12 protein-coding genes are annotated in these 15,103 nt (G+C 57.8%); 8 read left to right on the top strand and 4 right to left on the bottom strand.

Annotation, left to right across the window (positions count from 1 at the left end):
- Nucleotides 1-37 precede the first annotated feature (37 nt).
- The 3 genes from E5K02_RS16400 (at nucleotide 38) to E5K02_RS16390 (ending at nucleotide 5,929) form a co-directional block, all read left to right on the top strand.
- On the top strand, nucleotides 38-637 hold the full coding sequence (locus E5K02_RS16400) for a 3'-5' exonuclease family protein (protein ID WP_135396295.1): 600 nt from the start codon (nucleotides 38-40) through the stop codon (nucleotides 635-637).
- Nucleotides 638-797: 160 nt separating this feature from the next.
- Nucleotides 798-3,266 carry a T9SS type A sorting domain-containing protein gene (locus tag E5K02_RS16395; RefSeq protein WP_135396294.1) on the top strand — a complete coding sequence of 823 codons (2,469 nt, stop codon included), beginning with the start codon at nucleotides 798-800 and terminating at the stop codon, nucleotides 3,264-3,266.
- A 329-nt stretch (nucleotides 3,267-3,595) separates the two neighbouring features.
- On the top strand, nucleotides 3,596-5,929 hold the full coding sequence (locus E5K02_RS16390; RefSeq protein ID WP_167856446.1) for a T9SS type A sorting domain-containing protein: 2,334 nt from the start codon (nucleotides 3,596-3,598) through the stop codon (nucleotides 5,927-5,929).
- Nucleotides 5,930-6,005: 76 nt separating this feature from the next.
- Here the strand turns inward: E5K02_RS16390 and E5K02_RS16385 are convergent, their stop codons facing one another.
- From E5K02_RS16385 to E5K02_RS16375, 3 genes are all read right to left on the bottom strand, one after another.
- A complete protein-coding gene (locus E5K02_RS16385) occupies nucleotides 6,006-6,842 on the bottom strand; it encodes a TPM domain-containing protein (RefSeq protein ID WP_135396292.1) in 837 nt (278 codons plus the stop codon).
- Nucleotides 6,839-7,294: a TPM domain-containing protein gene (locus tag E5K02_RS16380; protein ID WP_135396291.1), complete on the bottom strand. Its 456-nt coding sequence runs from the start codon at nucleotides 7,292-7,294 to the stop codon at nucleotides 6,839-6,841. The genes E5K02_RS16385 and E5K02_RS16380 overlap by 4 nt, the downstream gene beginning before the upstream one ends.
- Before the next feature lie 87 nt (nucleotides 7,295-7,381).
- Nucleotides 7,382-7,960 (bottom strand): LemA family protein, encoded by a 579-nt coding sequence (locus E5K02_RS16375; RefSeq protein ID WP_135396290.1) that lies wholly within the window; start codon nucleotides 7,958-7,960, stop codon nucleotides 7,382-7,384.
- 189 nt (nucleotides 7,961-8,149) lie between these two features.
- Between E5K02_RS16375 and E5K02_RS16370 the strand changes: the two genes are divergently transcribed.
- Complete coding sequence (locus E5K02_RS16370) at nucleotides 8,150-9,148, top strand: sugar phosphate nucleotidyltransferase (protein ID WP_135396289.1); 999 nt, start codon at nucleotides 8,150-8,152, stop codon at nucleotides 9,146-9,148.
- Between the two features lie 89 nt (nucleotides 9,149-9,237).
- Nucleotides 9,238-9,879, top strand: coding sequence for a DUF4272 domain-containing protein (locus tag E5K02_RS16365; RefSeq protein WP_135396288.1), 642 nt, complete (start codon nucleotides 9,238-9,240; stop codon nucleotides 9,877-9,879).
- Nucleotides 9,880-9,904: 25 nt separating this feature from the next.
- Here the strand turns inward: E5K02_RS16365 and E5K02_RS16360 are convergent, their stop codons facing one another.
- Nucleotides 9,905-11,116: a hypothetical protein gene (locus E5K02_RS16360; protein WP_135396287.1), complete on the bottom strand. Its 1,212-nt coding sequence runs from the start codon at nucleotides 11,114-11,116 to the stop codon at nucleotides 9,905-9,907.
- Nucleotides 11,117-11,422: 306 nt separating this feature from the next.
- Between E5K02_RS16360 and E5K02_RS16355 the strand changes: the two genes are divergently transcribed.
- The 3 genes from E5K02_RS16355 to E5K02_RS16345 all read left to right on the top strand — a co-directional run bounded on the left by E5K02_RS16355 (nucleotide 11,423) and on the right by E5K02_RS16345 (nucleotide 14,911).
- On the top strand, nucleotides 11,423-12,802 hold the full coding sequence (locus E5K02_RS16355) for a hypothetical protein (RefSeq protein ID WP_135396286.1): 1,380 nt from the start codon (nucleotides 11,423-11,425) through the stop codon (nucleotides 12,800-12,802).
- A gap of 103 nt (nucleotides 12,803-12,905) precedes the next feature.
- Nucleotides 12,906-13,298, top strand: a complete 393-nt coding sequence (locus tag E5K02_RS16350) for a hypothetical protein (protein WP_135396285.1) — start codon at nucleotides 12,906-12,908, stop codon at nucleotides 13,296-13,298.
- Nucleotides 13,299-13,462: 164 nt separating this feature from the next.
- Nucleotides 13,463-14,911, top strand: a complete 1,449-nt coding sequence (locus tag E5K02_RS16345) for a hypothetical protein (protein ID WP_135396284.1) — start codon at nucleotides 13,463-13,465, stop codon at nucleotides 14,909-14,911.
- Nucleotides 14,912-15,103: the final 192 nt, after the last annotated feature.

Below are 15,103 nucleotides of genomic sequence, written 5' to 3'. Positions count from 1 at the left end.
ACGGCAGCAAGGGCGCCGGCCCCGTATAGGGTAGCCTATGCGCTATATCTCCCTGGATTTAGAAACAACCGGTGGCAATGCCGACCGGCACCAGATTATCGAACTCGCCGCCGTGGTGGAAGACACCAAGCATGTACTGCCGCTGGCAGAATTGCCCGCTTTTCGGCGCTGCGTGCGCCACCCGGAGTATGTCGGCACGGCCGGCGCCCTGGCCCTGAACGCCGGGTTGCTCGAAGAGCTGGCCCGCAAAGACGCTAACCCGGAGCGGTGTACCCCCGACGAGCTAGTGCCCCAGCTGCGGGAGTTTCTGGTGCAGCACGGCTTTAAGGCCGATAAGCACGACTGCGTGGTCGTGACGCTGGCCGGTAAGAACATTGGGCCCTTCGACGTGCCGTTTCTGCGGCAGCTGCCCGGCTGGGGCACGTTGGTGCGCCACGAGCCCGCCCTGCTCGACCCGGCCGCCTTCTACCTGAACTGGCGCAAAGACACCCGCCTGCCCACGATGAGCATCTGCAAGGCCCGGGCCCAGTTCGAGGATGACACCGTGGCTCACCAGGCCCTGGCCGACGCCCTGGATGTGGTAGCGCTGCTGCGGCCGTTTTATGAGCTGCCGCTGTACAAGCAGGTGGGGGAGTAGTTGCCTCTGGTAAGTAACTGGTGGCTTCGGGTCCACATCTGACAATAGTGGCTTTTGCTTAATCTGCGGACGAGCTCTTGGGTTTAGTAAGGCATGGTAAAAAATCTTGTTCCCAGTGGGGTAGGGTGTAACTTGCTGAGATTTACATCCTACTAGCCATATGAAAAAAAGATTACTTAAGTCATTAGCCTTGGCTATGAGCTTGTTGGGCTGCCATGCCGGATACGGGCAAACCATTGACCCCAGCTTTCAGCCTACCACCCTCTACACACCGGCCTCGATAACATCTGTTGTACCCCAGCCCGATGGTAAGCGGTTGGTCGTTGGCTTCTTTGATCAAACGGATGCTGGTAGCAGAATCCATTTAGTACGCTACAATGCTGATCATACTGTTGACCAAGTCTTCACTACCAATGTTGCCGGACTGCAGGGCAACTTCACCAACAGTATTTCCAACGTCCGCATACTTCCCACCGGCAAACTGTTGCTTATTGGTGAAGGTCCTCTCACACTTAATGGCGTTACCCGACAGGATCTGATGGTGCTTCATGCCGACGGTACGCCTGATGCCAGCTTTGATGCCGGTACGGCTACTAGCAGCGGCTCGGCCCGTGTGTCGGCTGTGCAAGCCGATGGAAAAATTCTGCTGGGTGGCAATTTCTCCACTTACAATGGCGTGGTACGCCGCAACATTGTTCGTTTGCTGACCACCGGCGCCGTCGATGCAACTTTCAACTCCAATGCTATATTCAATTCTCCCGTTGCTGATATCATCCTTCAGCCCGATGGCCGCATCCTGGTAGCCGGTAGCTTTGATGCCCCCGCTGGGGTGGCCCGCCTGCTATCTACAGGTGCCCTCGATCCATCTTTCACTTCACCTTTTTCAACCGATGCTGCAGCTACTTTGCTAGGGCTACAGCCTGATGGCAGTATTCTGGTAGGTGGTTTACTGGAGGGGAATAATAACGAGGCCAACTACTTGGTGCGCTTACGACCCAATGGGGCGCAAGACCTTGTATTCACCTATAAAGTCGATAACACTACATATCCTTTTTCCATTGCCAACCGAAACGACGTCACTGATATAGTGATGCAGCCCACCGGGCAAGTGGTGGTTCCGGTCACAATTGGTGCTACGCAGGCCACAGAGCTGCTGACGCGGTTTAATGCTGATGGCACTCGTGATGCGACGTTTGCCGTGCCCACCTCGTTTGGAAGCGTAAACTCTCTTCAGCAACAAGCCAATGGTCAATTGCTGATAGGCGGCTCCTATTTCCGGCTGCCAAACCATCGGAGCTCCGTCGCATTGCTGACTGCAGATGGAGTTGTCGATCCAGCTTTTAACCCACAGTTGCTGCGGTTTGGCTCCGTACGAAGCATCGTGCAGCAACCCGACGGTAAAGTACTGGCCGCAGGAGAGTTCGACGAGGTTAATGGCGTTCGGGTTAATAACCTAGCTCGGTTCAATGCTGACGGAAGCGTAGATGCCAGCTTTACAGTCCCTGTAGGCCCGCTGTTAAGAATGGAAAAGATAAGCCTCCAGCCCGATGGTAAAGTACTCGGTATCGGGCTGGCATCCGGCCTCAACTATAATATGGTTCGGCTACTGGCTAATGGCTCTCCCGATAATACATGGTCAGGGCCAAAGGGTATTCATGTGAGCAACTATGTAAGCCAGTTCGCTCTCCGGAGCGACGGAAAAATTTATGTAACAAACGGCAGTAATTTAGAGCTGTTGCTAGCCAACGGTCAGGGTGGAATTGCTGAAACAGGGTTTTACCCATTTGTGGCTAATGATCTTATCCTGACTATATTGCCATTGCCTGACGGTAAAGTGCTCGTAGGAGGTCAGGGCTTGTTTTTGGGCTTGGGTTCAAACCAGTATCAGGCATTGGCGCGGCTACGGGCCGATGGATCCTTAGATCATACTTTTTCGTCACCCATTCAGTCTGTTCCCGATACGGAGGTGGATGAACTGTTCCTGCAACCCGACGGCAAAATTATTGTAGGCGGCTTCACTGATGCTACCTACCCATCCTCATTACCCTATGGCCTGTTTCGCCTGTTGCCTACTGGCGGGGCCGACAATACGTTTACTTCCAGTCTGCCTACCAGTGGCGGTTTTGGCTGGGTGAAAGGGCTTGCTCTGCAACCCAACGGCCGCCTGTTAGTAGCTGCCTATGGTAATGGCCTGCTACGCAAAATGCCCGATGGTTCGGCCGATGTCTCTTTCAGAGATGCCGGATTTAACTCTGATGTAGAAGATGTACTAGTGCAGCCCGATGGCAAGATTCTGGTTGCTGGAAGCTTTACAAGCGTTAGCGGGCAGCCTAGGGTAGGCCTCGTCCGCCTGACGGCCCCCAACGTACTGCACGTCGCCAGTGCCCAGCTCGACGCCCGCACCCAGGCCTGGCCCGTGCCAGCCCACGAGACGCTTAACCTCTCCCTCGACGCTACCGCCCGGCCCGAGTCGGTGCAGCTGCTCGATAACCTGGGCCGCACGGTACTCACGCAGCCCGCAACCCAAGCTACGCTGACATTGCCTTTACGCCACGTGAAAGCCGGGGTGTACTTACTGCGCGTGAACTACGCCGATGGTCCCATAACCCGCCGCATAGTAATAGAATAACATTAAGTTACGCACAACAAAAAGGCCTGAGCTATTGCGGTTCAGGCCTTTTTGTTGTGCATGGAGGTCGAATCACTAGGTGCTGGCTTGTTAGCGAGTAGTCGTCCGATAAAGACAAGTGGAAGCAAATGGCTCGAGCTCTACCTGAATGGAATAGCGTCTGTATATTGGACCACATGAACTCTTTCTTACAGACTATGCGAAATCCTTTACGATGTTTGTTTACGCTAATCATAGCTGCTTTCACAGGGGCAACTGTTACTGGTCAGGCCCTGGACCCTACCTTCCGGTCTCCGGTGCTCTATACTCCTGCTAGTGCTAGCGGTACTGTGGCTGTCTCCCAACCCGATGGTAAGCGGCTGGTGCTGGGTAACTTTGTGCGTCCAGAAACGAGAACGAGTGTTCTGCTCCTGCGCTTCAATGCCGACAATACGGTTGACGAGACCTTTACTGGCAACGTTGCCACGCTCCGAGGCAGTGTTACCAATGTGCGCGTGTTGCCCTCGGGTAAACTGCTGCTGATTGGTGACGGGGCTCTAACCATAGGTGGACTAAGCAGGCAGGACTTGTTATTGCTCAACGCCGACGGTTCCGCCGATCCTGGCTTCGATGCCGGAGTGGCTAGCGGTGCGGGCCGGGCACGAATTTCGGCGGTGCAGCCTGATGGTAAGATCCTGCTAGGGGGCACCTTTACCACTTACAACGGTATAGCCGCTCAACGCATTGTGCGTTTGCTGCCGACAGGTGCGGTTGACGCCAGCTTTAGCGCCGGCACGCAGTTGAATGATGCAGTGCAGGAAATTACCCTGCAACCGGACGGTAAAATCCTTGTTGGGGGTGACTTCGATTTCCCTGCGGCAATAGCCCGGCTTTTGCCGAACGGGACCCTGGATACCAGCTTTTCTTCCCCACTAACCAACAAGGCCAAAGTCGTCCTCATCGGGGTACAGCCCAACGGGAATATTTTGGTTGGTGACGGAGGGTTTGGGTTACCATTCGCCGACGGTAGCACCCGGCTGTTGGGCCGCCTGCTGCCCAGTGGGGCCGTAGATCCGTCCTTTTCAGAAGTTAGTACGGCGCCTACTGGCTCCGTCCGGAATCGTTATGATGCCAGTGAGTTTATTGTTCAGGCCGATGGTCGAATCATGGCGCCTATGTATGGACTTTACGCCGGGTCGGCCACTAAGGCCCTTATTCGCGTCAATCCGGATGGCAGCCGTGATACGGGCTTTGTGCCTCCCGCCGGCACAGAGGTCAGCTCCCTGCAGGATGAGCCCAACGGACAGGTATTAGTAAGCGGCTTGGGAGTACAGCAGGAAGGGCGGCGCAATAGCGTGGTAGTATTGACCGGCAGCGGAGCCATCAATTCTTCCTTCAACCCCGTGGTGCTCAAGTATGGAAGTATACATACCATGGCTTCTCAGGCCGATGGCAAGATTATAGCCGCCGGGGATTTTGATGAAGTCGATGGGGTTCGGGTCAAGGGCCTGACGCGTTTCAACCCGGATGGGACGATTGATTCTACTTTCCCCACGCAAACCGCAAACCCTTTTGATGTTCAGCAGATAGCTGTGCAGCCCGATGGCAAAATTCTAATCAGCGGATCCTGGCTGATAGGCAACATGGTTGGCTCACCGCAGATTATGCGCCTTTTGGCCACGGGTGCTGTTGATGCTACTTTTCAGCCCGAACCTGGTACTTACGTGGATCGGTTTGTCGTGCAGCCCGATGGCGGAATTGTGATTGACGCATCCTTCGGCCGGTTGAAGCGTTTATTGCCCAACGGCCAGCCCGACAACAGCTTTATTTCTGGTCAGCTTGGGCATAACCAAATAATCCGCAGCATGGCCGTACAGCCGGATGGTAAAATCCTCGTTGGCGGTAGCTGGGACACCTACAACTCGACTACCGTATCGGCCATGGTGCGGCTGTTACCCAACGGTGCCCTTGACCCCAGCTTTAGCTCTCCCGTTCAAACCACTCCGGGGATAGATATTCATAACATCCGCGTGCAGCCCGATGGTAAGATACTAGTAGGTAGCTACGTCGACAATAGCTTGCCCGCTACGCTACCATTTCGCCTTGCCCGCCTGCTGCCCAGCGGGGCTATCGACGCTTCATTCTCCCCTGTGCTGCCAGTCAATAATCAGCAAGCAATAGACTGGTTCACTGACCTGGCTGTGCAGCCTAACGGCCGGATTCTGGTCATTGGCATTGGCAGCGACCTACTTCGTCTGATGCCGGATGGACAGCCCGACGCTACCTTTAGCGGCGTAGACTTTAACTATAGCGCAAATGCTCTACTGGTGCAGCCTGATGGTAAAATCCTGGTTGCCGGAGCCTTTGAAGCCGTTAATATGCAGACCAGGGTAGGCCTCGTCCGCCTGACGGCCCCCAACGTACTGCACGTGACCAATGCCCAGCTCGATGCCCGTACCCAGGCCTGGCCCGTGCCGGCGCGGGGCGAGCTAAACCTCGCTCTAGACGCTACCGCCCGGCCCGAGTCGGTGCAGCTGCTCGACAACCTGGGCCGCACGGCACTCACGCAGCCCGCGCCACAACCCACGCTGACCCTGCCTTTACGCCACGTGAAAGCCGGGGTATATCTACTGCGCGTGAACTACGCCGACGGTCCCGTAACCCGCCGCGTCGTAGTAGAGTAACCTCGCGCTAGCTTGAAAGCAAAAAGGCCTGAACCGTCATGGTTCAGGCCTTTTTCATTTAATACATGGAGGACATTTACCAGCTGCCGCTGGCCCCGCCGCCGCCGGAGGAGCCGCCGCCGAAGCCGCCGAAACCACCGCCGCCACCACCACCAAAGCCGCCGCCGAAACCGCCACCGCCGCCAAATACGCCGCGGCCGCCGCTGAAGTCGCCGAAGATGATGGGCGGAATCATGCCGCCGCGGAATCCGCCGCCCCGACCACCGCCGCCACCGCGGCTGCGCATCAGAATGAAAAGCACAATGATGCCGATAATGAGCCAGAACATCCAGCCCGAGCCGCTGCTATCCTGCCGGCCGCGCTGCCGGGTAGCCGGCGCCTGGTCGGCCTGGTACTCGCCTTTGGCCAGGGCAATGAGCTGGTCGGTAGCCCGGTCGAGGCCCTCGTAGTAGCGCTGCTCGCGGAAGGCGGGCACGATGGTGTTGGAAATGATGCGCTTGGCCAGAGCATCCGGAATGGCGCCTTCCAGGCCGTAGCCGGTCTGGATGCGGGCCAGGTGCTCCTTTTCGGCTACCAGCACCAGCACGCCGTTGTTCTTGCCTTTCTGCCCGATACCCCAGCTTTCGTAGAGGGTTTGGGCGTAGTTGGCTATTTCGTCGTCGCCCAGGGTGGGCACCGTCACCACGGCAATCTGCGACGAGGTGGAGTCGTTGTAGGTGACCAGCTTTTGCTCCAGGGCGGCCTCCTCATCGGGCTGCAACATATTGGCCAGGTCGTTGACCAGGCGGGGCGGACTGGGGCGGGGCGGAACCTGCTGGGCATAGCTCAGCCTGGCACTAAGAGCCAGCCCGACCAGCAGCAGAAAAAAGCGAAGCCAGTGCCGCAGCACTAGCACAGGGGAGAGGTTGCTCATACGCGTGGCGGCGCGGGGTCGCCAAATGAAATAGAATCGTCGAGCTCGTTTTTGTCGGTCTTGGCGTCGTAGGGGAAGTAACGCTTCAGCTGCTCGCCTACCATGCGCACGCCGCGCTCTAACCCAGTTACGTATTTACCGGCTCGGAACTGCTCCAGCACGGTTTCCTTGGTGGTTTCCCAGAAGTCGTCGGAGACGGCCGCGTTGATGCCCGCGTCGCCGATAACGGCAAACTGTCGGGTTTCCCAGGCCAGGTAAAACAGTACGCCGTTGCGCTGGGCGGTATTGTGCATGCCCAGCTCGGCAAACACCTGGGCCGCGCGGTCCAGGGGTTCGGGCGTGGGGCAGGTGTCTTCTAGGTGCACCCGAATTTCACCGGAAGTTGTGATTTCGGCTTGCCGGATGGCGGCCACTAGCGCGGCTTCCTGCTCCGGGGTAATGGGGTTGGTCATGACAACTGTTTTTGGTGATTCGTTTTTGGTTTTTGGCTTTGGCCATGTTGCAGGCCGAAAACCAAAAACCAGCTACCAAAAACGAACTTAGAACTGTACTGTCGGCGCTTTCTGCGAAGCCGGATCCGCCTCGAAGTAGGGCTTTTCTTTGAAGCCGAACATCCCCGCAAAGATGTTATTGGGGAAAGACTTGACCGTCCCGTTGTAGTCGTTGGTGACGGTGTTGAACTTGTTGCGCTCCACGTTGATGCGGTTTTCAGTGCCCTCAATCTGGGCCTGCAGCTCCTGGAAGTTGGCATTGGCCTTCAGCTCGGGGTAGTTTTCCGATACGGCCAGCAGGCGGCCCAGTCCGGAGCTAACCTGGCTTTGGGCTTCCTGAAACTGCTTGATATTCTCGGGGGTCAGGTTTTCGGCCGAAAGCTGCACGCTGGTGGCTTTCGCGCGGGCATTGATGACATCCGTTAGCGTCGTTTTTTCGAAGTTGGCGGCACCCTTCACGGTATTCACCAAATTTGGAATCAGGTCGGAGCGGCGCTGGTAAGCACTCTGCACGTTGGCCCACTGGGCTTTTACGGCCTGGTCTTTCGACACCATGGTGTTGTAGCCGCAGGAAGATTGACTCAGCAGCACGACCAGCCCGATCAGGTACAGAAAAAGACGTTTCATGAGAAAAGGAGTAGGGATGAAGGGAAAAAGGGAAAGAAGTGCGGTAAAGTAGAAGTCCAGTTTGAAACCGAATGCCTGGGCAGCTGTTGCTGCTGGGTTCCCAGTACGAATTCAGGTCATTGCGGTTGTTCTATGGTCCGCTACCACAATGATTCACTATTTTGCGGACTTACGCTTGTTTCATACCGCATGAAAGCTGTTATCCCTGTCGCCGGTATCGGGTCCCGTTTGCGCCCGCACACCCATACCCAGCCCAAATCGCTGGTGCCGGTGGCCGGCAATACCATTCTGGGGCATATCATCGACCGGCTGCAGGACGCCGGAATCGAGGAATTCGTGTTTATTATCGGCTACCTGGGCGAAAAAATCGAGAGCTACGTACGGCGCTACTATCCGCAGCTGCGCTCCACCTTCGTGGTGCAGGAACCCCGCGAGGGCATCGGGCACGCCCTGTGGCTGGCCCGCGACACCTTCCGCCACGATCAGGACGGCGTACTCATTATGCTCGGCGATACCATCGTGGACGTGGACCTGCGCGAGCTGCTGCGTACCGAAGGCAACGTGCTGGCGGTGAAGGAGGTGAAAACGCCCTCGATATTCGGGGTGGTCGAAACCAGCAACAGCGGGAAAGTGACCAAGGTCATTGAAAAGCCCCGGATTCCGAAGTCGAACTATGCGCTGGTGGGGTTGTACAAGATTGCCGACCCGGCTTGGCTGGCCTCGGCCCTGGAACGCATCATCGAGCAGGACCTGCGCACCCACAACGAATTCCAACTCACCGACGCCCTGATGCTCATGATTCAGGACGGGGCTCAGATGACCACCGCGCCGGTAGACCACTGGTTTGACTGTGGCCGCAAGGACTCCCTGCTCGAAGCCAATGCCAAGCTGCTCAACCGGCCCGAATTCCTGGGTAATAAATACCCCGAGTTTCCCGATACCATCATCATTCCGCCCGTCAGCATCGGCAAGGACTGCCAGATTTCGCACTCCATCATCGGGCCCAACGTAGCTATCGGCGACCGGACCATCGTGAAAAATACCATCCTGAGCGACTCTATTATTGGCTCGTACTCCGAGCTGCGGCAGGCCGTGATGCACGACTGTATCGTGGGCTCGGATGCCTCGTTCCGCGGCTTGAACCATAGCCTCAACATCGGCGACAACACCGAAATTGACTATAGCTAACACCGCACAAGGCTGCCGTAGTTGCCGCCGCTACCTGGTTGAAGTGCCAGGTAGCGGCGTTTTTATAAGACCAATAATCCGCCCGGGGTATGACGGAGGAATTTAAATTTCATACCAAGACTGAATCGGAAGGCAAGGTACTGCTGCTGGGCGGCCGCGTCTGCGACTGGCTGCCGATACTCGACACGCCGGCTACCCGTTCGGTAGCCGAGGTGCAGGGCCGCATGAGCGTACTGAATGCGCTGATCAACATCTCCTTTCAGGCCCCCGTCGATATTATCCGCGACTGGCTGACCCAACACGGCCTGCTGGTGTTTCTGTCGCCGGAGGAAGAGACGCTTTTGCAAAAAGACAACAGCGAGCTAACCGAGCAGGAGCTAATTAACCTGCGCTGGAGCCTGGAAAGCCTCTGGGCCCTGATGTGGGCCACCGGCATGACCGACGAGTTGCAGCCCACCGAGTGGTGCGGCGACAACATGGCCTCGCTCTTGCCCAACCTGGAGGCCGGCGAAGACAACGCCAAGTTGGCCCAGGTGCAGCAGCTACGCTCCACTGAGGAGCTCTACCGCATGCTCGACTACTACTACCGTCTGCACTGGTACTGCGTGGATGAACGCCTGCACGGCCGGGAGGCGCTGGTATCGGAAAGCTTGGTGTACGAGCGGCGCAAAGCCCTGGAGTGGGTGTTCAGCCGGGCTCAGGACTGGGACGACGTGGAAATGAGCACGTAGGCCGCTTTACCAAGCCGCAATTGGTTTATGGCTCATACGTAGGCTTGCGCAGCGAGTAACGTACTGCGCTGCTACTCAGCGTATCGACGTAGAGGGTGAGGTGGCTGCCCAGGGTAGAGGTAAGATGCAGGCGAACCTCAGTAGGACGCTGGGGAGCAGTGAATTTGCGCAGTTGGGTAAGCCGAACTGGCCGGTGGGCCCGGGGGTTGTCGCGGTTAAGTACGAATAGAACTTTGATGCCGTCGTCGAACAAATAGTGGGAGCGGGTCTGGGCCAGGTACTTGTAGGTGAAGCCGTACCCCATTTCCGCCTGCGTGCCGTGAAAGTTGAAGCGGCCTATTTCGCGGCCGTTGAGGTCGAGCAGGTAGGCATTGGGGCCATTTATTTCCCGGTTGGTCATGCCCCCATCGGCGTCAATATAGGTTTCGCCCTCATATACGGCCAGCACGGTTTGGTCATTTATCAGCAGGGTACCGGCTATTTCCAGGCCTTTACGAGCCAGCTTTACGGACCGGCCGTTGGCGTGCACAATTTCGTAGCTGGTCAGCAGAGTGCGGCCATCGGGGGTGAGGGTTATGCCGTCGGTGGCCCCGAATGCCCAGCCTTGCATGCCGATGTGGCGCACCTTGCCGGTCGTTGCATCGAGCAGCAAGAGGGCCTCACCGCCGTCGTCGGTGTCGTGCAGATAAAAGGAGACGACAAAGGCCAGGGCGTTAAACCCGGGCAGGTAGCCGTAAAAGTCGGGGGCCGCGGCAAACGACTCGTTCACGTGGGTGGGACCCATGGCGGCGGCAAAATCGGCTTTGTGTAGCGTCGCTGTAAACCGGGGCTTGCCATTGGCGGCTACCAGGCTCACGGTGTACTGCACGTCATACCCGTAGCTGCCGGCGAGTGCCATAGCTTCCGATTCGGCGGTAACCACTTCGGCCGAATCGGCTGGGTCTTGGGGCACGGGCAGGCGGCGGTTGGGGTCGGTCTTGGCGCTGGTCAGGAGCCGGTACTGCTGGCCTCCGATGGTGATGGTCGGTGGGCGGTGCGTAGAATCGGGCTGGGCGCTCAGCGTAGCAAAAGCGGCGGTTGTATCGGCTACGCCGGGCCTAGTGGGCTTCGCCGGAGCAGCCGGGGCCGCTGATGTAGCCGACTCAGTTGGAGCCGTAGTAACAGTGACTGGCTGGCGGGATTCGCAGCTTAGCAGCGTGGCGCACAGCACCACGGCCCAGGATAAAGGTTTGAACATGGCTACATCCAGCCGAGCCTACCGATGAGCTCAAGCCTGGCTTCTGCAAGATGCGCAACAGGCACCGAATTATTGCGCTTGCGCCCTGATGTCGGCCACTCGCCCGGACCGTTCTTTTTGCGGGTTGCGGACTTCATGGCACAGTTTTAACGGGCTGATTGGCATAGGCTTGGTGGCAAGATCAAGCCTATATGCGGTTTTTGCCATAAAATTTTATAGCCTTACGTACGTTCCACCCACAACCTGCCGGCCGTGCTGGCAGTACGCAGAGGGCGGCGCACCGTCGACGGCTCTTAATTTGTTCGAATGCACTTGACCAGTTCTTTCCGTCTGCTTCCGGCCCTGGCTTTAGGGCTGCTGCTTTTGCCCGGCTGCTACTCCCGCAAGGATATCAAGGAGGAAGGCGGGGCCGAAACTCCCACGGAGGTTCCGCCTACCGAAGCTCCCGGTGCCGTAGCGCCCAAGGAAACGACGGCTGCGGCAGCTACCCCCGCTCCGGCCGGCTCCGGCCCGCTGGCCCAGGTCAACGTGTTCCTGGAAGTATCGGGCTCCATGGAAGGCTTTATGCCCAAAACCGGCGCCGATGCCTCCAATACCCGCTTTCAGCAGCACGTTGCGCAGTTTTTGTCGGAAGTAAACCGCAGCAGTGCGGCCCGCAAAACGTTTTTGCGCATCAAGGAAAAACCCTACCGCGACTCCTATCAGCAACTCTCCCAGACCGTGCGCGGCGGCATTCAGCAACCGGCCAGCAGCACCGATATTCCCACGGTGCTCGATACGCTGGTAGCTAATTACTACGCGCCCAACTCGGTGAGCGTGCTGATTTCGGACTTTATTTACTCCCCCAAAAACGCCGGGGCTATTCCCTACATCAGCACCGACATTACCGACGCGCTGAACCGCGCCCAGCGCCCGGACCTGGCCGTGTCGGTGTACGGCTACTCGTCCGACTTCCGCGGTACGTATTATCCGGCCCTGAAAACGGCGATGAAACGCATCAACAGCTGCTGCGACACGGATATTCCCTACTACTTCTGGGTGATTGGCCCCGCCGACGCCGTACGCCGTTTCGACACGGCATTGCTGGAAAAGCAGCCCGCCCAGCAGGCCCATTTTGGCGTAACGTATCCGGTGCCGACGTCGTCCCTACTGAGCCGCTTCCAGAACGTGGGCTCCTGGTATTATGGTGAGAAAGACGCCAGCAAACGGGCCGCCGGGGCTACCTACCACACCGTGGCCGTGAGCAGCGTGTCGGCCAAGGAGCCGGTAGAGTTTGTGGTCGGCCTAGATTTAAAGCAGTTGCCCGGCCTGTTTCGCGACGTAAAGTACCTCAAGCCTAATCTGCAACTACAGGCCCAGGACACCGACGCCAAGATTATCGACGTATTTGCGGCCAACGACCAAACCAAAAACAGCAGTGGGGCCGAAAGCCAGTACACGCATTTTGTCAAAGTGCGCGTTACCAAGCTCGGCAAAGCCGCCCGCCCGCTCCAGTTGGTGCTGAAAAACCAGCGCCCGGCCTGGGTAGGGCAGTGGACCACCAAGAATGACAGCAACATCAACCAGGTCGGGGCCAAGACCTTCGCCCTGAGCAGCCTGCTCGACGGGGTAGAGGCCGTAACGACCTCCGGGCAGGAGAAAGCCCCGGTTTTCACTATTCCGCTCACCTTGCAGCCCGCCGACTAAGCCCAACGGCACCAGTAGATTCTCGTATCATCGGCACCCACATTACCGCTTTTCACCCTCGTTTCACGCTCTGCAAACCACCGTTTGCCCTACACTCCGCTCTATGAAAGGCTTCTTCCGCTTTATCTACGAACTCATCGGCTCGCCCCAGCCCCCGTCCGAAACGCCGGTCTACCGGGAGGTGATTTTTCCCAACGTAGGCTTGCTCACCATCGGCCTGTCCTTGGCTATGGTGCTGATTTTCTACTACCTGATTAACCGGGCCATGGGCGTGGCAACCTTTAACAAGGTGCGCCACTGGGTAACTTTCCTGGTTATCAACGCCCTGCTGGCCTTCATCATCGGTATCTGGCAGGCCAACTCCCAGGCGGTAGCTTCGCACAGCTACATCTATTGGATGTCGACCTGGAATGCCATCCTGGGCCTGTTCTGGTTTTTCCTGTTCTCGGTCATCCTCAAGCGCGGCTCCACCAACGCCAGCACGACTCCTTTTTAAGGCTTAAGAACACCAGTTACCCTCCTTAGATAAGTAGGGGTGCCCGAAGGGCGGGGTGGTTGAAACGTCAGAACGATAGTCACTCAACAAACCCCGTAAGACTTCAAACTGCATCATCCCCGCATCATCTACTGCGGGGAGATTCGTCAAAATTCAACTCCAACATGGCTAAACTGTTCATTTTCGGCATTGGCGGCACCGGTTCCCGCGTTATTCGGTCGTTGACCATGCTGCTAGCCTCGGGCGTGAAGCTGGCCAACTGCGACCGGGTGGTGCCCATCATCATCGACCCCGACGCCCACAACGGCGACATGAACCGCACGGTCGACATGCTCAAGAGCTACCAGCAGATCTACCAGCGCCTGGGCAAGCGCGACGAGGGCTTCTTCCAAACCGACATCAGCACGCTCAGCAGCATCTCGGCCGACAACAACGGCGGCGTGAAGGATACCTTCGTGTTCGACTTCGGCGGCATCAACCAGAGCTTCCGCCAGTACCTGAGCTACGACCAGCTGTCCGTCGATTCCAAGGGCCTCGTGGAGCTGCTTTTCACCCAGGACAACCTGGAAAGCCCGCTCACCATCGGTTTCCGGGGCTCGCCCAACGTGGGCAGCATCGTGCTCAACAAAGTGGTGGAGTCGCCCGAAATCCGGTTTTTCGCCGACAACTTCCAGGCCGGGGACCGGGTGTTCTTTATTTCCAGCATCTTCGGCGGTACCGGCGCGGCCGGCTTCCCGCTGCTGCTCAAGAACCTCAAGGACCAGAATACCCGCCTGAGCAACGCCCGCTACCTGCGCGACGCCCTCACCGGCGCCGTGACGGTGATGCCCTACTTCGCCCTGCAGAGCGAGGACAACTCCATCATCGACTCCAACTCCTTCCTGACCAAAACCAAGGCGGCGCTTAGCTACTACGAGCACAACCTGCAGGGCCTCGACGCGCTGTACTACCTGGCCGACACGCCCGACACGCCCTACGAAAACCAGCCCGGCGGCACGGCCCAGCGCAACAAGGCCCACCTCATCGAGCTGCTGGCCGCCCTGAGCGTGGTCGACTTCATGCAGTATTCGGATGCCGAGCTGCGCAACGGCGGCCCGCACTTCCACGAGTACGGCCTCGGCGTCGACACCCAGGAGCTCAACTTCAGCCACCTGCCCGACGAGTCGCGGGAGCTGGTAGCCAAGAACCTGACCCAGCTGCTCTACTTCTCGCGCTACCACAAGCAGCACCTGCCCACCGACAAGGCGCCCTATTTCGACAACCTGAACCTGGACCACGCCCTGCGCAACGAGCCCATCTTCAAGGAGCTCAACAATTTCCTGCACAGCCCCGAGTACGGCGTGGACGAGTGGCTCAAGGAGCTGGCCCAGAACCGCCGCGCCTTCCGTCCCTTCGATTTAACCACCGACGACTTCAACGCCATGATTGCCGGCAAGCCTGTGGAAAAGAAGTGGAACGACTTTTTCAACAAAGGCCTCAGTCAGAACTACTTCCTCAACCAGCTCAACGACGCGGCTAAGTCCGTGCAGGAGCCCGATAACTTCAAGAAGCTCGTGGCCCTGTTCGATAGGGTGACGGATAAGGCCTTTGAGGAAAAGGTGAAAGTGGTTTAGCGGAATAACTAACTCCCCTCCTCAGATGAGGAGGGGACGCGGCAGTTTACTGCCGCTGGGGTGGTTGACCACACTAGCTGATGTTGTTTGGTTGAACGAAAATCGTTGGTCATGTCGAGCAGAGCGAGACATCTCGCCTGCTAACGCTGATTAGTAACTCAACGACGCCACGCGAGATGTCTCGCTCTGCTC

Source organism: Hymenobacter metallicola (genome assembly GCF_004745645.1).
Classification (GTDB): domain Bacteria; phylum Bacteroidota; class Bacteroidia; order Cytophagales; family Hymenobacteraceae; genus Hymenobacter; species Hymenobacter metallicola.
Note: the sequence above shows the minus strand (reverse complement) of the source record. Positions and strands in the feature narration are given on the sequence as shown.